This window comes from Marinobacter sp. Arc7-DN-1 (genome assembly GCF_003441595.1).
Taxonomy (GTDB): Bacteria; Pseudomonadota; Gammaproteobacteria; order Pseudomonadales; family Oleiphilaceae; genus Marinobacter; species Marinobacter metalliresistant.
Window position 1 is genome coordinate 1,470,407 of sequence record NZ_CP031848.1, and the last position, 19,671, is coordinate 1,490,077.

Genomic DNA, 19,671 nt, shown 5'->3' on the forward strand with positions numbered 1-19,671 from the left:
AACGCTCTCCTGGGCAAAGGTGGGTACCGGAAACAGATCAGGCCTGTACAGGGCCAACAAACATGGGACCCGATACGTTCTTGTGATTCGTTTTCTGTATCACATTATCGTTTTCCGGAGGGTTTTGCATGCCCTGAGGGGCCTATCCACCACCGAAGATCGGGTGAAAGTCCGGCCCGCACCGTCGCTAAATAAAATTTATATATGATTTTCAATGACGTAGAAAAGGCACAGCATCCACTAAGACCAAAGCGATACAGAACCTGGCGAGCACAGTCCTTGACGAGTATCAATTCTAAGATATACTCATTTTCCACAATCGATAGCACCGTACCGGTCCAAGACGCCTTTCACGCTATCCCCAACAACAAACAACAGGACAACAACGCCATGACTCAGCCGAGCATTCTTCTTGAAATCGATCAGGGCGTGGCTCTGCTAACCCTGAACCGCCCGGACAACCTGAACAGTTTCAATGTCGAAATGCACGAACGCATGCGCGATGCCATCAGCACTGTGCGCAAGGATGAGTCTGTCCGGGTGTTGGTTATCACCGGTTCTGGCCGGGGTTTTTGCGCCGGTCAGGATCTTTCAGACCGCAGCGTATCCCCGGACCAGGAAATGCCGGATCTCGGCGCCTCGCTAGAGAACTACTACAACCCGCTGATGCGCAGCCTGCGGGATCTGCCGATGCCGGTGCTCTGCGCCGTCAATGGCGTGGCGGCCGGCGCCGGAGCCAACATCGCCCTGGCCTGCGACATCACCCTCGCGGCCCGCTCCGCCAATTTCGTTCAGGCTTTCTGCAAGCTGGGCCTGGTACCCGACTCGGGCGGTACCTGGATCCTGCCCCGCGTGGCCGGCATGGCCCGGGCCAAGGGTATGGCCCTGCTGGGTGAGAAGATCAGTGCCGAACAGGCCGAGAACTGGGGCATGATCTGGCGCTGTGTCGATAACGAGCAACTCATGGAAGAGACCATGAAGCTTGCCCGCCATTTCGCGACCCAGCCGACCAAGGGCCTGGCCCTAATCAAGCGCGCACTGCATGCCAGCGCCAGCAATACCTTTGAAGAGCAGATCAATCTGGAGCGGGACCTCCAGCGCACAGCCGGGCAGACCGAGGATTACCGCGAAGGCGTTGCCGCCTTCATGGAAAAACGCACGCCGAACTTCAAGGGGAAATAAGCCATGCCGGCACTGGACACCCAAACCAAAGTTGCCGTCATCGGCGCCGGGGCCATGGGCTCCGGTATTGCCCAGGTAGCCGCCCAGGCAGGCCATCATGTTTACCTGCACGACCAGAGAGAAGGTGCTGCTGAGGCAGGCCGTGACGGTATTGCCAAACAGCTCCAGCGTCGGGTCGATAAGGGCAAGATGCAGCAGCAGGAGCTGGACGCCATCATCGGCCGGATCCAGCCGATTGAAAACCTTAGTGAAGCAGCCGATACCGGGCTGGTGATTGAAGCTATCATTGAGGATCTCGAAATCAAACGCCAACTGCTGGCTAAGCTGGAAGAACTCTGTGCCGGGGACACGATCCTCGCCACCAACACTTCGTCCATCTCCGTCACCGCCCTCGGCGCCGGAATGAAAAAACCCGGGCGCCTGGTGGGTATGCACTTCTTCAATCCAGCACCCCTGATGGCACTGGTAGAAGTAGTGATGGGCCTGGCCACCAGCAAAACCGTCGCTGAGACGGTTCACGCCACGGCAAGCGCCTGGGGCAAGAAGCCGGTCTATGCCACCTCAACTCCCGGCTTTATCGTTAACCGTGTTGCCCGTCCGTTTTACGCAGAGAGCCTGCGCCTGCTGCAGGAACAGGCCACCGATGCCGCAACGCTGGATGCCATCATCCGCGAAGCCGGCCAGTTCCGCATGGGCGCGTTTGAGCTGACCGATCTGATCGGCCACGACGTCAATTACGCCGTGACCAATTCTGTGTTCAACTCCTACTATCAGGACCCGCGCTTCCTGCCTTCGCTGATCCAGAAGGAGCTGGTGGAAGCTGGCCGGCTGGGTCGCAAGAGTGGCCAGGGTTTCTACCCCTACGGCGAAGACGCTCAAAAGCCGGAGCCACAGACAGAGCCGGCCCACCAATGCGATGAGACCGTCGTCATTGCCGAAGGCAACCCCGGCGCAGCAGCTCCATTGATCGAGCGCCTCAAAGGCGCTGGCCTGACCGTGATCGAACGCGACGGCCCGGGCCGGCTTCGCTTCGGCGATGCCGTGCTGGCCCTTACCGATGGCCGGATGGCCACCGAGCGTGCCGCCACCGACGGCATTTCCAACCTTGTACTGTTTGACCTGGCCTTCGATTACAGCAAGGCCTCCAGGCTTGCCCTGGCTCCGGCCGAACAGGCCTCGGAAGCGGCGGTTTCCTGCGCCTGTGCTTTACTCCAGAAAGCGGGTATTTCGGTAAGCCGGATCGCTGATCGCCCCGGACTCGTGATCATGCGTACCGTGGCCATGCTGGCCAACGAAGCCGCCGACGCAGCCCTTCACGGCGTTGCCACGGTCGCCGATATCGATCTGGCCATGAAAGCGGGCCTGAACTACCCCGATGGCCCCCTCAGTTGGAGCGACCGCCTCGGGGCGGGCCACGTATTTGACGTGCTCACCAACATCCAGAACAGCTACGCAGAAGATCGCTATCGCCCTGCCCTGCTGCTTCGGAAGAATGCATTCGCACAGAAGGGGTTTTATTCATGAGCGAGATGAACCCACAAACACTCGCCGAGGAATGCGCAAAAGCCATGTTCGCGCGGGATCAAGCCAGCCAGAAGCTGGGCATGAACATTGAGTCCGTTGCCCCGGGCAAGGCGGTACTGACCATGACCATAACCGGCGACATGATCCAGGGCCACGGTTCCTGCCACGGCGGCTATCTGTTCACCCTGGCCGACTCCGCTTTTGCTTTCGCCTGCAACAGCTATGACCGGGCCACCGTCGCCTCCAGTTGCAGCATTGATTACATGTCCGGCGCCAAAGAAGGCGACCGGCTGACCGCCACCGCCGAAGAGCAGGCCCGCGGCGGCCGCACCGGCGTTTACGACATCACATTAACCAACCAGGACGGCCGCAAGGTTGCCCTGTTCCGGGGCCGCTCCTACGAGGTTCGTGGCACCGTACGCAATTCGGAGGATAATTTATGAACGCGGACAATCTTCTCAAAGAGGCCTATATCGTCGATGCCATCCGTACCCCCATCGGTCGCTACGGCGGTGCGCTCTCCGCCGTGCGCGCAGATGACCTGGGCGCCATCCCCATCAAGGCGCTGACCGAGCGCCATCCGGATATGGACTGGTCTAAAATTGACGATGTGCTCTATGGCTGCGCCAACCAGGCCGGCGAAGACAACCGGGACGTGGCCCGCATGTCGTTGCTTCTGGCTGGTCTGCCAGTGGATGTACCGGGCAGCACCATCAACCGCCTGTGCGGCTCCGGCATGGATGCGGTCGGCAGTGCCGCCCGGGCAATCCGCACCGGCGAAACTCAACTGATGATTGCCGGCGGTGTGGAGTCCATGTCACGGGCTCCGTTTGTGATGGGCAAGGCCGAGTCCGCATTCAGCCGCAAGGCGGAGATTTTCGACACCACCATCGGCTGGCGCTTTGTAAATCCGGTGCTGAAAAAGCAGTACGGAATTGATTCCATGCCGGAAACAGCCGAGAACGTGGCGGCCGATTTCGGCATTTCCCGGGAAGACCAGGACGCCTTCGCCGTGCGCAGCCAGCAGCGCACGGCCGCTGCCCAGAAAAACGGACGGCTGGCCGCCGAAATAACGCCGGTGACCATCCCCCGTCGCAAGCAGGACCCGCTGGTAGTGGATACCGACGAGCACCCCCGGGAAACCAGCCTTGAAAAGCTGGCCACGCTGCCGACGCCCTTCCGTGACAACGGCACCGTGACCGCCGGCAATGCCTCCGGTGTGAATGACGGCGCCTGCGCACTGCTGCTGGCCGGAGCCAATGCCCTCAGGCAATACAACCTCAAACCCCGCGCCCGGATTGTTGCCATGGCAACCGCTGGCGTGGAGCCCCGGATCATGGGCTTTGGTCCTGCGCCGGCCAGTCGTAAAGTCCTGGCCACGGCCGGCCTGGAACTGGCCGATATGGACGTGATCGAACTGAACGAGGCCTTCGCCGCCCAGGCCCTTGCCGTCACGCGTGATCTCGGGCTGCCGGACGACGCCGAGCATGTAAACCCGAACGGGGGTGCCATCGCCCTGGGCCACCCCCTGGGCATGAGCGGTGCACGGCTGGTCACTACCGCCCTGAACGAACTTGAGCGCCGCCACGCGGCAGGCCAGAAAGCCCGTTACGCCCTCTGCACCATGTGCATCGGGGTCGGCCAGGGTATCGCACTGATCATTGAGCGGACGGACGCGGTGGCCTGACGCCACCGCCCGGACCGGAACGACCATCTTACAAGAACAACGCAGGACAGAATCATGAGCTTACCATTACAAAAACTTGGCAAACTTGACCGCATGGAGACGGCCAGCATTGACGAGCTCCGCCATGAACAGCTTCAGCGGCTGCGCTGGAGCCTGGTCCATGCGTATACCAATGTGCCCTTCTATCGCAAAGCCTTTGACGATCTCGGTCTCAAGCCGATGGACATCAACTCTCTGGATGACCTGGCCAGGATACCGTTCACCACCAAAGCGGACCTGCGCGATAACTACCCGTTCGGCATGTTTGCCACACCCCTGTCCGACGTGGTCCGGGTCCATGCCTCCAGCGGCACCACGGGCAAGCCGACCGTGGTCGGTTACACCCAGAGCGATATCAATACCTGGGCCGACATTGTGGCACGGTCTATTCGGGCCGGTGGCGGCTCCCGTGGCGACAAGGTCCATGTTGCCTACGGCTACGGCCTGTTCACAGGCGGCCTTGGTGCCCACTACGGTGCCGAGCGGCTTGGCTGTACCGTAATCCCCATGTCCGGTGGCCAGACCGAGAAGCAGGTCCAGCTGATCAAGGATTTCGAGCCTGACATCATCATGGTCACGCCGTCCTACATGCTGAACATCGCCGACGAGATGGAGCGGCAGGGCATTGACCCGCACAAACTGCCACTGCGCCTCGGTATCTTCGGTGCCGAGCCCTGGACCAACGCCATGCGTACCGAGATCGAGGAGCGCCTTGGTATCCAGGCCCTGGATATTTATGGCCTGTCCGAAGTTATGGGCCCCGGCGTGGGCATGGAGTGCATTGAGACCAAAGACGGTCCCACCATCTGGGAAGATCATTTCTATCCCGAAATCATCAATCCCGACACCGGTGAAGTACTGCCCGACGGCGAATACGGTGAGCTGGTGTTCACCTCGCTGACCAAGGTGGCCCTGCCGATTCTGCGTTACCGCACCCGGGACCTTACCCGCCTGTTGCCGGGCACCGCACGACCCATGCGCCGGATCGACAAGATTACCGGTCGCAGCGATGACATGCTGATTATCCGTGGTGTGAACGTGTTCCCGAGCCAGATTGAGGAACAGGTTCTGAAATGCGAGGCGCTGGCCCCGCACTACGAGATCGAGGTTTACAGGGAAGGCAATCTGGACTGCGTGGATATCCGGGCCGAGCTGAAACCAGACACGACCGACAACGCGGAAAGCCGTGCCGCGGCGGCCAAGGAACTGGCCCACCACATCAAGTCCTACATTGGCATCAGCACCCGGGTCGAGGTGGTTGAAACCAACCGCCTGGCCCGTTCGGAAGGCAAGGCCAGGCACGTGTTTGACCGTCGAAACACCTAAGTTTGCATGACCGGCAGGGGTCAGTCCACAGCCACTGCGGCTGCCCCCCTGCCGCCTGCCCCCAACGGCCGCGCACCCGCAGCCATCGATTTAATTTTACTTCTCCACTGCCGAGCTCAATAGTATTTACTCACGTATCACGTTTTTTATCATTAAAATCAACACTATAAGCGTCATCAAAGAACCTTTCATATATAACATGACACGCAACGACAATTCTTGATATTTATTCAGTATCATATAATATGAAGTCAATGGCCTTCAGTCGTTCCTGAGGGCATCGCTGTTCACGGATAACAGAACAACAAGCCCGATCCGGAGGTATTTGTTTATGTACGCCCAGCTCGTTGAAACCGGCGCCAAGCGCCTGAAGACCCTGGAAGAGATGTCGCCTGAAGAGCGCGAGTTTCAGGAAAAGGTCGACGCCGAAATCAAGATCGAACCCAAGAACTGGATGCCTGAAGGCTACCGGAAGACGCTGGTTCGTCAGATTTCCCAGCACGCCCACTCCGAAGTGGTCGGCATGCTGCCCGAAGGTAATTGGGTTACCCGGGCCCCCACCCTGAAGCGCAAGCTCCAGCTGATGGCCAAGATCCAGGATGAAGCAGGCCACGGCCTGTACCTCTACAGTGCCATGGAAACCCTCGGTGCAGACCGCGATGAAGAGATCGAGAAACTGCATCAGGGCAAGGCCAAGTATTCCAGTATCTTCAACTACCCGACCCTGAACTGGGCCGATATGGGTGCGGTTGGCTGGCTGGTGGATGGCGCTGCGATCGTCAATCAGGTTGTGCTTCAGCGTACTTCCTATGGCCCCTACTCCCGCGCCATGGTCCGGATCTGTAAGGAAGAGAGCTTCCACCAGCGTCAGGGCTACCAGATCCTGCTGGACATGATGCGCGAAGGCACCGAAGAGCAGAAAGCCATGGTGCAGGACGCGATCAACCGTCTGTGGTGGCCGGCGCTGATGATGTTCGGCCCGCACGATGACGAGTCTCCGAACTCCCAGCAGTCCATGGCCTGGAAGATCAAGCGCAAGAGCAACGATGAACTGCGCCAGATGTTCATTGACCAGACGATTCCGCAGCTCGAGTTCCTGGGTTGCACCGCGCCGGATCCGGACCTGAAGTGGAACGAAGAAACCGGCCACTACGATTTCGGTGAAATCAACTGGCAGGAATTCTACGACGTTCTCAAGGGCAACGGCCCCTGCAACCGCGAGCGCATCAACACTCGCAAGAAAGCAATTGACGAAGGCGCCTGGGTCCGTGAAGCGGCCGTCGCCTATGCCGAAAAACAAAAACAGCGCGCACAAGCCGCTTGATACCGGAGGAATACAACATGTCTGAATGGCGCCTTTACGAAGTCTTTGTGCGGTCCAAGCACGGCCTGAACCACAAACACGTGGGCAGCGTGCATGCCGCAGACGCCGAGATGGCCATGGAAAACGCCCGTGACCTGTACACACGCCGAAACGAAGGCGTAAGCATCTGGGTGGTTCCCTCCGACACCATCACGGCCTCCGCGTCCGACGAAAAGGAAGTGCTTTTCGACCCGTCGGAAGACAAGGTTTACCGGCACGCTTCTTTCTACAAGCTGCCCGATGAAGTCGGACACATGTAAGGAGCGGTACCAATGACACAAGCAGAAGCATTAAAGGAATACCTGCTGCGCCTGGCAGATTCCGACATGATCCTGAGCCAGCGCCTGTGCGAACTGTGCGGCAAGGCCCCGGCGCTTGAGGAAGAGATGGCACTGATGAACGTCGCCCTCGACCTGGTGGGCCAGGCCCGCAACTGGTACGAGTACGCCGCCGAGCTGATTGACGATGGCCGGGATGCTGACAAGCTGGCATTCCGCCGCGATGCCCACGATTACCGCAACCTGCTGCTCACCGAGCAGCCCAATGAGGATTATGCGGTCACCATGGGTCGGCAGTTCTTCTTTGACGTGTGGCACTACTTCACACTCAAGAGCCTGACCGAATCCAGCGATGAGCGCATCGCCGGGATCGCCGCCAAAGCCCTGAAAGAAGCCACCTATCACCTGCGCCGGTCATCGGAGTGGGTCAAGCGTCTGGGCGATGGCACCGAGGAAAGCCACCGTCGCATGCAGGATGCCGTGGATATCCTCTGGCGCTTTACCGGCGAACTGATTACCCCGGACGACACTGATCGTGTCATGGCCGAGGCGGGCATTGGCCCGGACCCTGACCAGTTGGCCAAAGACTGGCGCGGAATGGCTAACGAAGTGCTCATCCAGGCGACCCTGACGCCGGGCACGGAAGACGCCTGGATGTACATGGGCGGCAAGCACGGCGAGCACACCGAACACCTCGGTTTCATCCTGGCAGAAATGCAATTCCTGCAGAGGGCCTATCCCGATGCCACCACATGGTGATACAGACAGCCGGTCAGCCGTCGATATCCTGATTGCCAGTGATCGGGTGCCGGCAAACGCCCGCCCCGATCTGCTGACAGAGGATGACATCTGGGCACTTCTCGAGGAGGTCAAAGACCCCGAAGTGCCGGCAGTCAGCGTCGTGGAACTCGGTATTATTCGTGCCATCCGCTGGGACGGCAACGAATTATCCGTTGATGTAACCCCGACCTACTCCGGCTGCCCGGCCACCGAGTTGATTGAGGAACTGATCACTGAAGCCCTGCGCGCCGCGGGCTTCCGGGATCCGAAAATCAACCAGGTGCTGACCCCTGCCTGGACCACCGACTGGATCACAGACGAAGGCAAAGAGAAGCTTCGGGCATTCGGAATCGCACCGCCCGAGGGCAGCTCCAGCAAGATGAGCCTGCTCGGGGAACCGGAGGTCATTGCCTGCCCCCACTGTGGCAGCAAGGACACCGAGCGGGTCAGCGAATTCGGATCCACCGCCTGCAAAGCCCTTTACCGTTGCAAGGAATGCCTCGAGCCCTTCGACTATTTCAAATGCATCTAGAGCCGATACGATCATGAACAAATTCTACTCACTGAGCCTCAAAGAGGTCAGACCTGAAACAAGAAACGCCGTATCACTTGCTTTTGATCTGCCAGAAGACCTGGCGGACAAGTTCAGCTACAAGCAGGGCCAGCACCTGATTGTCAGAACCCAGATGGACGGTGAGGAAGTTCGCCGCTCCTACTCGATCTGCCGCAGTGTCAATGACCAGGAACTGCGCATCGCGGTCAAGAAGGTTGCCGGTGGCCGTTTTTCCACGTTTGCCAATGAGCAACTGAAACCCGGCCAGACGCTGGAAGTCATGCCACCCCAGGGCCACTTCTCCATCGACCTGGATCCCGAGCGCGAAGGCAATTACCTGGCGGTTGCCGCAGGCAGTGGCATTACCCCGATCCTGTCGATCGTCAAGACCACTCTGGAAACCGAGCCCAAGAGCGAGGTAACGCTGTTCTATGGCAACAAGGCCACCAGCAGCACCATGTTCCGGGATGAACTTCAGGATCTGAAGAACGAGTACATGGCCCGCCTGAACCTGGTGTACATCTTCACCCGGGAAGAGCAGGACATTGACCTGTACAACGGGCGGATTGATCACGACAAGTGCGACAAACTGTTCGACCACTGGATCAACGCGAAGGATCTCACCGCAGCCTTCATCTGCGGCCCCCAGTTAATGACAGAAGATGTGCGGGACTCCCTGCTTCGCCATGGCATGGAGAAAAGCAGGATCCATTTCGAGCTGTTCACGCCGGTCGGTGGTGCACCCCAGGCCCGTAAGGACCGAGCGCCGTCGAAAGTGGATCCGCAGTCCATCAGTGAAGTAACGGTGATTGCCGATGGCCGCTCCCTGACCTTCCCGCTGGTTCGTGATACCAAGAGCATCCTCGAAGCCGGCAACGAGGAAGGTGCCGATCTGCCCTACTCCTGCAAGGCCGGTGTCTGCTCCACCTGTCGCGCCAAGGTTGTCGAAGGCGAAGTGGAGATGGACCAGAACTTTGCCCTGGAAGACTACGAGGTGGAAGCCGGTTACGTGCTTTCCTGCCAGTGCTACCCGATCAGCGACAAGGTGGTTCTGAACTACGACGAGATGTAGCTTTCACCCCAATAACAAGACTCGAGCAAGGCAAGTCCCGCAACAACGGGACTTGCCTTGGCGTTTCAGACACCAATGGAGTTTCCCATGTCAGTCCTGAAAAGTTTCATTGCCGGCCAGTGGGTCGGTGAAAAGCCCGCCAAGGCCCTGCCCAGCGCCATCAACGGCGAAATCGTGGCACACACCCACGACGACACCCTCGATTTCAGGAAAGCCGTTGAGTATGGCCGCAAGGTTGGTGGCAAGAACCTGATGGCCATGGATTTCCAGGAACGCGCCCTGGCCCTCAAGGCCATGGCCATGTACCTGCAGGAGCACAAGAAAGAGCTTTACGCACTGTCGATGCATACCGGATCGAGCAAAGCCGATAACGGCATCGATATTGATGGTGGTTTCGGCACCCTGTTCTCCTACGCCAGCATGGGGCGGCGAGAACTGCCGTCCGGTAACGTAGTGCACGAAGGCCCGGTGACGCCGCTTGGCAAGAACAACCACTTTGCCGGTACCCACATCCTGGTGCCCCGGGGCGGCGTGGCTGTGCATATTGATGCCTACAACTTTCCGGTGTGGGGCATGCTTGAGAAATTCGCACCCACCTTCCTGGCGGGCATGCCGTCCATTGTAAAGCCGGCCACCTCTACCTGCTACGTGACCGAACTGGCCGTTCGCCTGATGCAGGAATCCGGCGCGCTTCCTGAAGGCAGCCTGCAGCTGATCATTGGCAGCACCGGCGACCTGTTCGACCATCTTGAAGAGCAGGACGTGGTTACCTTCACCGGCTCGGCAGCAACAGCTCGCAAACTCAAGAATCATCCGAACATCATCAACCGTTCGATTCCGTTCAATGCCGAGGCCGACTCACTGAACAGTGCCATTCTGGCGCCAGACGTGACCCCCGAGCACGAAGAGTTCGATATCTTCGTGAAGGAAGTGGGCCGCGAGATGACGGCGAAGGCCGGTCAGAAGTGTACCGCTATACGCCGGATTCTGGTGCCGAAAGATCAGGTGGACGCTGTCTGCGGGAAGCTGAAAGAGCGGTTATCGAAAGTCACCGTGGGCGATCCTTCGGTTGAAGGCGTACGCATGGGCGCTCTTGCCTCCATCGACCAGCTGGAAGACGTCAAAGCCAATATCCAGGAACTGCTGAAGACCAGCGAACTGGTCATCGGTGGCGACGACAGCTTCAAACCGACTGGCGAAGGCACCGAGAAAGGCGCGTTCATCGAGCCGCACGTACTGCTGTGCCGGAACCCGGAAAAGGGTTGTGGAGCACACGACATTGAGGCCTTTGGCCCGGTAGCAACGGTGATTCCCTACGACACCGTCGAAGACGCAGTGGCTCTGTGTGCGCAAGGCCGGGGCTCACTGGTCACCACCCTGACCACCCGCGATCCCGCCATTGCCGGCAAGGTCGCCCCTCTGTTGGCCGCCTTCCATGGCCGTCTGCACCTGCTGGACGCGGAAGCAGCGAAGGAATCCACCGGCCACGGCTCACCTCTGCCCATGCTCAAGCATGGCGGACCCGGTCGCGCCGGCGGTGGTGAAGAGCTCGGCGGCATCCGCGCGGTACATCATTACCTGCAAAGAACTGCAATTCAGGGCTCCCCGACCATGCTGGCAGCAGTCACCCGTGAGTACGTGCGCGGTGCCGATCTGATCGAAACCGAAGTGCACCCATTCCGTCGTCATTTCGAGGACCTGCAGATCAACGAATCCCTTCTGACTCACCGGCGCACGGTTACCGAGGCGGACATCGTCAACTTCGGCTGCCTGTCCGGCGACCACTTCTACATGCACTTTGATGAAATTGCGGCGCGGGACTCCCAGTTCGGCAAGCGCATTGCCCACGGCTATTTTGTGCTTTCCGCTGCGGCGGGCCTGTTCGTTTATCCGGGCGAAGGTCCGGTTCTGGCGAACTACGGCCTGGACACCCTGCGCTTCATCGAGCCGGTGGCCCCGGGCGACACCATCCGGGCTCGGCTGACCTGCAAGCGCAAGATCGATCAGGGTCGGACATCTCCGGACGGCCACCCCCAGGGTGTGGTGGTCTGGGATGTCCAGGTTCACAACCAGAACGATGAGCTGGTTGCGAGCTACGACATCCTGACACTGGTTGCCAAGAAGCCCGGGTAACACCGGACTGCGAGACCTTCTTCCTGTCCTGGACCCCAGGGAGAAGGTCACAGGTAAATAAATGGGGTCAGATGAAAGCCTTCATCTGACCCCGGCCTCAGCGAACATGATTTTCAGATTTAACGACCTGGCTAATGGGTGCCCCCCTTTTATTTGTGCTTTACATGCCCTGGGCGATTACATACCCAGGTAGGCCTCGCGAACCTTCTCATTACTGAGCAGCTCCCGGCCAGTACCTTCAACCACCACCTTGCCAGTTTCCAGCACATAGCCACGGTCTGCCAGTGCCAGCGCCTGGGAGGCATTCTGCTCTACCAGGAAGATGGTAATCCCCTCCGCCTTGAGTTCCTTGACGATGTTGAAGATTTCCTCAACGATCAACGGCGCAAGGCCCATGCTGGGCTCATCCAGAAGCAACAATCTCGGCTTGGCCATCAGGGCCCGGCCCATGGCCAGCATCTGCTGCTGACCACCGGAGAGCTCGCCGGCCAGGTTATGGCGCTTCTGGCGAAGAATAGGGAATTTCGTGTACATACGCTCAAGGTCATCCATCACCTCAGGTGTCTTGCCCCGGGTGTAGGCGCCCAGTAGCAGATTGTCGTGAACACTGAGGTCCTTGAACACCTGCCGGCCTTCCGGAACCTGCACAATACCGTTGGCTACCCGCTGATCGGCACTGATCTTAGCAAGATCCTTACCTTCAAAGGTGATCGCGCCCCGGTCTGTAGGCTGCAACCCGGAGATGGTCATCAGCAGGGTAGATTTGCCGGCGCCATTGGCTCCTACGAGCGATACAATCTCGCCACTGTTGATGTGGATATCCACATCATGCAGCACTTCAATCTGGCCATAGGACGTAACCAACCCCTTGATGGACAGCATTTCCTGTCTGGCATGAGGTGCAGTCACCCGATCCACATGCTTCAGGCCCAGGCCTCCGAACTTTTCGGGGGTATAACTGACAATCTGGTGGCGCAACTCCCGGAACTCTTCCCGCACCCGTTCACCAAACAACGGGTCGTTTTCCACGTCCCGCGCTTCGATGATCTGTTGCCAGTCTTCCTCAGTCAGCAGTTTACGGGCCCTTGGAATGACCACCCCTTCTTCCTTGCGAATATGCTTACGCAAGGCTTCGGTGAAACGAGCCAGGGCATGGCTGAACTCCTCACGTCCCTGCGGCCAGCCTTCCATGCATACGGCCAGTAACCTGCGCAGCTCAAGCAGCTTTTCATGCCCGATCACGTAGCCCTTGGCCAGCTTTTCCAGAAGGGGTGCCGTCTCCGGGGACTTCTCACTGAGCCGCTTGTAAAGCTCAATGTCCGTGGGTGTGCTGTGGACCCGCCGGGAGAAGTGCTGGATGTAATCAAAAATGGTACTGAGCAGTCGCTCATCAGGGCGCTGCTCATTCACATTCATATCGCTGAGAAGCTGATCCAGCAGATCCAGGATCCGCCACAGCGCCTGATGTTCCTGAACAATAATCCGGACGGCCTGCTCACTGCGTGACTGGGCAGGCGCCATTTCAGTGTGTTGCTCGCTCATGTGAAATGTCTCCTTGCTCAGCCACCCAGATAGGCGGCGATAACGTCCGGGTTCTGACGGATTTCCTCGGGCGTACCCTCGGCCAGAACACGACCATAGTTAAGCACCAGCAACCGGTCGGAAATGCCCATCACCAGTTTCATATCGTGCTCGACCAGCATCACCGTGATGCCCTGTTCCGCAATTTTTCGAATCAGATCCTCCAGTGCCGCTGTTTCGGTGGCGTTCAGGCCGGCCGCCGGCTCATCCAGAAGGATGACCTTTGGTTCAGCAGCCAGGGCCCGGGCAATTTCAAGTCGCTTGAGTGCGCCATAGGACATGGCGGAGGCTTCGGCATCCAGGTAGTCACCGCAACCCACGTATTCCATCAACTCAGCGGCACGCTTACGGGCTGCGGCTTCATTGCGACGCAGCGATGGCAGCCGGAACAAGGTGGTAAACAGACTGCTTCTGAGCTGGAGGTGGCGACCAAGCATCACATTCTCAATGGCGGTCATGTTCATACAGATCTGCATCTGCTGAAAGGTCCGGCACATGCCCCGTTCCGCAAGCTGGTTCGGTTCCAGCCTGGCGGTACTCTCGCCATTCAGCAGAATCTCACCCTTCGTGGGGATATAGAGGCCGGTAATCAGGTTGAACAGGGTGGTCTTGCCAGCACCGTTCGGACCAATGACAGAATAGACCTGCCCGGCCTCCACGGCGAAACTGACACCTTCCACCGCATGAACACCACCAAAGGCCTTATCCAGCCCTTTTACTTCAACCAGTGCTGTCATGCCTCACCTCCCGCTTTCTTGCGCATTCTTTTGGAAACGATTGCGGTGATGGTGGGCAACAGACCCTTGGGCATGAAGATCATGGTCAGCATCAGGATCAGGCCAAACATCACGGTTTCCAGTTCCTGGAAATCCGCCAGAACCTGGGGCAACAGTTTCAGCACCACGGCACCCAGAATCACACCGAACGTGGAACCCATACCGCCAAGGACTACCATGGTGATAAAGAGAATGGAGAACTCGAAGCTTGCCACCGCCGGGGTGATAAAGCCCTGAAAGTGGGCGTAAAGGCCACCCATTACGCTTGCATAGATCGCGGAGATCACGAACACGAGGCTTTTGTACTTTGCGGTGTCGACTCCCACCACGCTGGCAGCTACTTCCGAGCCTTTCACGGACCGTAAAGCCCGGCCAATGGGCGATTCGATCAGATTCTGGGCGAACCAGACCGCCAGCAGAAGCACCACGCTGGCCAGGATATACCAGGCCTGGACACCAGAGATCTCCAGTCCGAACAACGAATACTGACCAAAGGTACTGAGCTCCCAGCCAAAGAGATCGAAGGCCGGAACCGGCATGCCGTCCGGGCCACCGGTAATGGCACGCTCGTTGTTCAGAATGATGGTAATTATGAAGCCCACTGCGAGGGTTGCCATGGAAAGGTAATGCCCTTTCAGTCGCAGGATCGGGCGACCCACAACCCAGGCAATGATGCCAACCGCAATGGCACCGACCACCAGCGCCGGGACAGAAGACCAGCCGTAAGTCCCGGTTGTGATACCCGTGAAGTAAGCACCCAGGCCAAAGAAGCCCGCGTGACCAAGGCTGATCTGACCGGCAAAGCCCACCAATAGGTTCAGGCCGATAACGGTAGCGGCAATGATGGCCATCTGGATGACCAGTTCATAATGGAACGGGTTGCCCAGAAAAGCCGGAAGGATAATCAGGATGAGTGCGAGGACCAGCAGGCCCCGGAGGCGCGACTGCATAAACCGGTTCAACATTAGACACGCTCCACTACTTTGGCGCCGAAAAGTCCTCGGGGCATGAAGAAGAGCACCAGCAGAATCATGGAAAACGCTACCGCGTCCTTGTAATCGGATGAAATGTAACCGGCCGCCATGGCTTCAACAATGCCAAGGGCAAGGCCACCGACAACAGCACCCACACCGCTGCCAAGACCTCCGATAGCCGCGGCAACAAAGCCTTTCAGTCCGAGGATGATCCCGATGTCATAGGAAGTAAAAGTAATCGGTGCGACTACAATCCCGGCCACCGAGCCAAGCAGCGCAGACACCATGAATGCCAGCATAAGCACCATCTGGGTGCGGATGCCGACCAGACGTGCCGCCTCCTTGTTCATGGAGGTTGCCAGAATTGCCTTGCCAATCAGTGTCTTGGTGAAGAACAGCACCAAAGCCACCACCATGACCGCGCCAATACCGAGAACCCACAGGCTCTGGCTGTTCAGCACGGCACCAAACACCTGGATAGGCTGGTCGGTGCTGAAGTTCTGCATCACGTGGTACTCCTTGCCCCAGACTACCTGGGCGATACCGCGAATAAAGATGGATGCACCAATGGTGATAATGATCAGGGTAACCACATCGGCCTGTTTGGCCGGAGCAATAGCGAGGCGCTGAAGGGCAATCCCCAGCACACCAGCCAGAATGATTGCCAGCACGACCGCGAATATCATGGGCACTCCCATGGCGGTCAGGGAAACCGTTGCCATGCCTCCAATCATCAGGAATTCACCCTGGGCGAAGTTGATGACATGGCTGGCGTTGTAAATCAGGGTAAAACCGAGGGCTATCAGGGCGTAAGTCGCACCGATAGTAATCCCGGTGAACAGGTACTGTAAGAATTCTGCGAGCATAGCGGTGGTTCCGGTCGAACATCGGCTGACGACTTATCCGAAAGGATTGCCGCCAGCCGCGAGACAGGTGAAAGGGATATCAGTTAATCAGTTTCCATTCGCCGTTCTGGACTTCCAGAATGCGGAAGGAATCTGCATCAAGGCCGTTATGGTCGTCCGGAGCCATATTGAATTCACCGGTCACCCCAACGTAACCCCTGATGTTTTCCAGTGCATTACGCACGGCTTCGGGGTCGGTAGAGCCAGCCTCTTCAATGGCACGAACCGCGAGCATTAGCCCGTCATAAGCGTAGGCGCCAAAGGTGGAAACCTTGGAATCCCAGCGAGCCTCGTACTCGGCCTTGTAGTTCTGAACCACTTTTTTCTGGGGATCGTCTTCTGGCAGTGAGTCCGGAACCAGCAGCGGTGACGCCGGCAGGCGAAGGCCTTCAGCCGCGGAACCGGCCAGCTCAAGGAAGCTGTCAGAGGCTACGCCGTGGGATTGATAGAACGGAAGCTCCATTCCCAGTTGGGCATAGTTGCGGGTAACAATGGCCGGGCCCTGACCGAAACCGAAGTTGAGAACCGCTTCAACACCTTTTGTGTTACGGATATTGGTAAGCTGGGCGGTCATGTCTGTATCAGATCCGCTGTAGGTGACATCGGCCACCACTTCCATACCCATCTGCCCTGCCACTTCCAGGGTCTGGGTACGGCCGGAACTGCCGAAACCACCAGTGCCGGAGATCAGACCGATCCTGCTGATGCCACGGTCTTTCATGTCCGACAGAATGCGCTCTGCCGCCATGCGGTCAGACTGGGGAGTCTTGAACACCCACTTCTTCACCGGCGTGGTAATAACCACGGCACCCGCCAGGGAGATGAAGGGCACCTGTGCCTGCTCAATCAGTGGCACCGCTGCCATGGTGGCACCGGTGGTGCTGCCACCAACGATGATATCCACCCGGTCCGAACGGATCAGACGGCTGGCGAAGTTACGGGCGGAGGAGGCATTGCCCACGTCATCATAGTGGATCAGTTCCAGCTGACGGCCCAGAACACCACCGTCTTCATTGATTTTCTCAACGTACATCTCAAGCGTTTTCAGCTCGGGATCGCCAAGGAAGGATGCCGGACCTGTGACAGACAGGAACGACCCGATTTTGATGGGTTCAGCTGCCTGGGCACTCATCATCATGAGACCGGCAGCCGCAACGGCTGCGCATTTTCCGACGCAACGGATCATTGTATTAAGCATTGTTTTTGTTCTCCCGGATTGTGCAGGGGCTTGAGTATGTTGTTATTCCCTCATCCTTGATCAGATGCACTCCTGATTCTTCGCTTCCGGTATAATTCGATACCATTGACGAATATCAATTGAAGTTATTGTATCATAACTTCCATGTCAACCAATTTCAGGGCGACGGCCGATGCCCCTTAAGTAAAGCCGACGCTGTCACGGCGCGCCAGAACAGCACGCATAAAGACAAACCTTTACCTGACACGCAGGACCCGCATAATACGTGCAACGTGTTTCATTGATTCTTATTTGCGAACCCAGGGCCATGACTGCAAAAAGCCAGCTCGAACTGCTCGTCAGGAACTTTCAGAAAAAACGGCCGCTCCGTGCCGGCTCCCTCATCATTACCATCTATGGCGACGCCATCGTTCCCCGCGGTGGCAATGTCTGGCTTGGCAGTCTGATGAAGCTGGTAGAACCCATGGGCATCAGCCAGCGACTGGTTCGCACCTCCGTGTATCGCCTGGTCCAGGAATCCTGGCTGCAAACAGAAAAGGTCGGCCGTTGCAGTTATTACAGCCTCACCGGTCCCGGGCTGCGCCGTTTCGAGCAGGCCTTTCAGCACGTTTACAATCTCGATACCGAGGAATGGAGCGGCAGCTGGTGCCTTGTGTACCTGAATCAGCTGACTCCGGAACTTCGCCAGAAAGTCCGCGAAGAACTGAAGTGGCTCAGCTTTGGCAGCATGGCGCCGGGCTTGATGGAGCACCCCCGGTTTACCCGCAGCGAACTGATTCCCATGCTGCAGGAGTGGGGCGCCCTGGAAGACACTATCGTGATGCAGACCATGCCCATGGAGCAGAAAAGCCCCAAGGCACTCAGGTTGCAGGTGCGCGAGAGCTGGAACCTGGACGAGCTGGGAGGTCGGTACCGGCGCTTCCTGGCTCAATTCCGGCCCCTCTGGCGTGAGCTGCAATCGGAAGACACGCTCAGCCCGAAAGAATGCCTGATCCTCCGGATATTGCTGATTCACGAGTACCGAAAAATTCTGCTTCGAGACCCACTACTGCCGGACGAGTTGCTACCGGGCGACTGGGAAGGCCGCAGCGCCAAGCAACTCTGCCGGAACCTGTACCGGAAGATTTATGTGCGGGCGGAACAATGGCTGGATGAAACCCTGGAAAATGCCTCCGGCCCCCTCCCCGGCCCCGGCGAGAAATTCTTCAAGCGCTTTGGAGGGCTGAGAGACATGACCACGACTCAGGAAGAAACGCCGGAATCCGCTGTCTGAATACAGCGAACTGTTGTACTCTGAACTGAAAGGTCGGAATAACGGTGTTTCATGAGCTCCAGCAAACAGCGCCTGCAGCCCGAATTCGAGTGGGTCGATCAGCAAGGTGACGAATCGATCCGCTACCTTGATCATGGATACCCCAGCCCCCTTGTGCGCTGGCACTACCATGAGGAGTATGAACTACACCTGATCACAGCGACGTCAGGCAAGGTGTTCGTTGGCGACTACATTGGCAATTTCTCACCTGACAGCCTGATACTGGTTGGCCCCAACCTGCCCCACAACTGGATAAGCCAGCTGGATAAGGGGGAGCGCGTCGAGTTACGCGACCGCGTCATCAACTTCTCCCATGAGTTTGTGAAAGGATGCGAATCCTTCTTCCCGGAAGCACGGCTGCTGGCTCCGTTCTGGGAGCGCGCGCAGTATGGCATTGAGTTTCTGAACCCCGACAGCATTGCCAGGGCCGTGGAGCTGTTCGAAGACATTGCAACTTCCGGAGGTTTCAGGCGCCTGACCCGATTCTGGACGCTGATAGAGCTTCTTGCGGGCATTGATGATTACCGGGTGCTCTCCTCATCAACCTACATTCCGATCACCGATGAGAAGATCCTCCATCGGCTCAATCTGGCCGTCAATTACATCTTTGAGTCCTATGACACCAGCATCTCGCTTGAAGAAGTCGCAGACCATGTGAACATGGGGCCGACCTATTTTTCCAAATTCTTCAGGAAAGCGACTGGCCAGCGCTTTATTGAGTTCGTCAATACCCTGCGCATCAACAAAGCCTGCGAACATCTTGCCCATACCGACGAGCCGATTACTGAAATCTGCTTTTCGGTCGGATTCAACAACATCGCAAACTTCAACCGCCGCTTTTTTCACCTCAAGAAAATGACACCTTCGGACTATCGAAAGGCATCAATGGATGTTCTTTACCGGGGCTGACCCGCTTTTTACCTTTTTCAAACAATACCTTATAGCTGCATATCATTTTCCTCCCGAATCAGAAAGATGACGTGTTAGC

18 protein-coding genes and 1 pseudogene are annotated in these 19,671 nt (G+C 58.0%); 13 read left to right on the forward strand and 6 right to left on the reverse strand.

Translation table 11 applies throughout. The annotated features are described in order from the left end of the window. Positions 1-390: 390 nt before the first annotated feature. The 11 genes from paaG (at position 391) to paaZ (ending at position 11,937) form a co-directional block, all read left to right on the forward strand. On the forward strand, positions 391-1,182 hold the full coding sequence (gene paaG, locus D0851_RS06855; protein ID WP_117617965.1) for a 2-(1,2-epoxy-1,2-dihydrophenyl)acetyl-CoA isomerase PaaG: 792 nt from the start codon (positions 391-393) through the stop codon (positions 1,180-1,182). Between the two features lie 3 nt (positions 1,183-1,185). Next, the gene (gene paaH, locus D0851_RS06860) at positions 1,186-2,706 is read left to right on the forward strand and encodes a 3-hydroxyacyl-CoA dehydrogenase PaaH (RefSeq protein WP_117617966.1); all 1,521 of its coding nucleotides are present in this window, start codon (positions 1,186-1,188) and stop codon (positions 2,704-2,706) included. Then, the gene (gene paaI, locus D0851_RS06865; protein WP_117617967.1) at positions 2,703-3,149 is read left to right on the forward strand and encodes a hydroxyphenylacetyl-CoA thioesterase PaaI; all 447 of its coding nucleotides are present in this window, start codon (positions 2,703-2,705) and stop codon (positions 3,147-3,149) included. Before paaH ends, paaI begins: the two co-directional genes overlap by 4 nt. Next, positions 3,146-4,393 carry a 3-oxoadipyl-CoA thiolase gene (gene pcaF / locus D0851_RS06870; RefSeq protein WP_117617968.1) on the forward strand — a complete coding sequence of 416 codons (1,248 nt, stop codon included), beginning with the start codon at positions 3,146-3,148 and terminating at the stop codon, positions 4,391-4,393. Before paaI ends, pcaF begins: the two co-directional genes overlap by 4 nt. Positions 4,394-4,447: 54 nt before the next feature. Further along, a complete protein-coding gene (paaK, locus tag D0851_RS06875) occupies positions 4,448-5,758 on the forward strand; it encodes a phenylacetate--CoA ligase PaaK (protein ID WP_117617969.1) in 1,311 nt (436 codons plus the stop codon). Positions 5,759-6,089: 331 nt separating this feature from the next. Further along, positions 6,090-7,082, forward strand: a complete 993-nt coding sequence (gene paaA, locus D0851_RS06880) for a 1,2-phenylacetyl-CoA epoxidase subunit PaaA (RefSeq protein ID WP_117617970.1) — start codon at positions 6,090-6,092, stop codon at positions 7,080-7,082. Between the two features lie 17 nt (positions 7,083-7,099). Continuing rightward, complete coding sequence (gene paaB, locus D0851_RS06885; RefSeq protein ID WP_008173800.1) at positions 7,100-7,381, forward strand: 1,2-phenylacetyl-CoA epoxidase subunit PaaB; 282 nt, start codon at positions 7,100-7,102, stop codon at positions 7,379-7,381. A 12-nt stretch (positions 7,382-7,393) separates the two neighbouring features. Then, on the forward strand, positions 7,394-8,158 hold the full coding sequence (gene paaC / locus D0851_RS06890) for a 1,2-phenylacetyl-CoA epoxidase subunit PaaC (RefSeq protein WP_117617971.1): 765 nt from the start codon (positions 7,394-7,396) through the stop codon (positions 8,156-8,158). After that, positions 8,142-8,711 (forward strand): 1,2-phenylacetyl-CoA epoxidase subunit PaaD, encoded by a 570-nt coding sequence (gene paaD, locus D0851_RS06895; protein WP_117617972.1) that lies wholly within the window; start codon positions 8,142-8,144, stop codon positions 8,709-8,711. Before paaC ends, paaD begins: the two co-directional genes overlap by 17 nt. A gap of 13 nt (positions 8,712-8,724) precedes the next feature. Then, positions 8,725-9,804 (forward strand): 1,2-phenylacetyl-CoA epoxidase subunit PaaE, encoded by a 1,080-nt coding sequence (gene paaE / locus D0851_RS06900; protein ID WP_117617973.1) that lies wholly within the window; start codon positions 8,725-8,727, stop codon positions 9,802-9,804. An 87-nt stretch (positions 9,805-9,891) separates the two neighbouring features. Further along, on the forward strand, positions 9,892-11,937 hold the full coding sequence (paaZ, locus tag D0851_RS06905; protein ID WP_117617974.1) for a phenylacetic acid degradation bifunctional protein PaaZ: 2,046 nt from the start codon (positions 9,892-9,894) through the stop codon (positions 11,935-11,937). Between the two features lie 177 nt (positions 11,938-12,114). Here paaZ and D0851_RS20495 read toward each other — a convergent pair whose 3' ends face one another. The 6 genes and pseudogenes from D0851_RS20495 to D0851_RS06930 form a co-directional block, all read right to left on the reverse strand. Further along, positions 12,115-12,819, reverse strand: coding sequence for an ABC transporter ATP-binding protein (locus tag D0851_RS20495; protein WP_227539518.1), 705 nt, complete (start codon positions 12,817-12,819; stop codon positions 12,115-12,117). A 210-nt stretch (positions 12,820-13,029) separates the two neighbouring features. After that, positions 13,030-13,479: pseudogene (locus tag D0851_RS20500) on the reverse strand (hemerythrin domain-containing protein); the annotation flags it as partial. A 17-nt stretch (positions 13,480-13,496) separates the two neighbouring features. Continuing rightward, positions 13,497-14,255 carry an ABC transporter ATP-binding protein gene (locus D0851_RS06915; protein ID WP_117617976.1) on the reverse strand — a complete coding sequence of 253 codons (759 nt, stop codon included), beginning with the start codon at positions 14,253-14,255 and terminating at the stop codon, positions 13,497-13,499. Next, the gene (locus D0851_RS06920) at positions 14,252-15,259 is read right to left on the reverse strand and encodes a branched-chain amino acid ABC transporter permease (protein ID WP_117617977.1); all 1,008 of its coding nucleotides are present in this window, start codon (positions 15,257-15,259) and stop codon (positions 14,252-14,254) included. Before D0851_RS06920 ends, D0851_RS06915 begins: the two co-directional genes overlap by 4 nt. Then, positions 15,259-16,134 carry a branched-chain amino acid ABC transporter permease gene (locus D0851_RS06925; protein ID WP_117617978.1) on the reverse strand — a complete coding sequence of 292 codons (876 nt, stop codon included), beginning with the start codon at positions 16,132-16,134 and terminating at the stop codon, positions 15,259-15,261. The genes D0851_RS06920 and D0851_RS06925 overlap by 1 nt, the downstream gene beginning before the upstream one ends. A 79-nt stretch (positions 16,135-16,213) precedes the next feature. Next, a complete protein-coding gene (locus D0851_RS06930; protein WP_117617979.1) occupies positions 16,214-17,371 on the reverse strand; it encodes an ABC transporter substrate-binding protein in 1,158 nt (385 codons plus the stop codon). Between the two features lie 307 nt (positions 17,372-17,678). On the opposite strand from D0851_RS06930, the gene paaX reads away from it, so the two are divergent. Beyond that, positions 17,679-18,644, forward strand: a complete 966-nt coding sequence (gene paaX / locus D0851_RS06935; protein WP_117617980.1) for a phenylacetic acid degradation operon negative regulatory protein PaaX — start codon at positions 17,679-17,681, stop codon at positions 18,642-18,644. A 51-nt stretch (positions 18,645-18,695) separates the two neighbouring features. Continuing rightward, on the forward strand, positions 18,696-19,592 hold the full coding sequence (locus tag D0851_RS06940) for an AraC family transcriptional regulator (protein ID WP_117617981.1): 897 nt from the start codon (positions 18,696-18,698) through the stop codon (positions 19,590-19,592). Positions 19,593-19,671 lie beyond the last annotated feature (79 nt).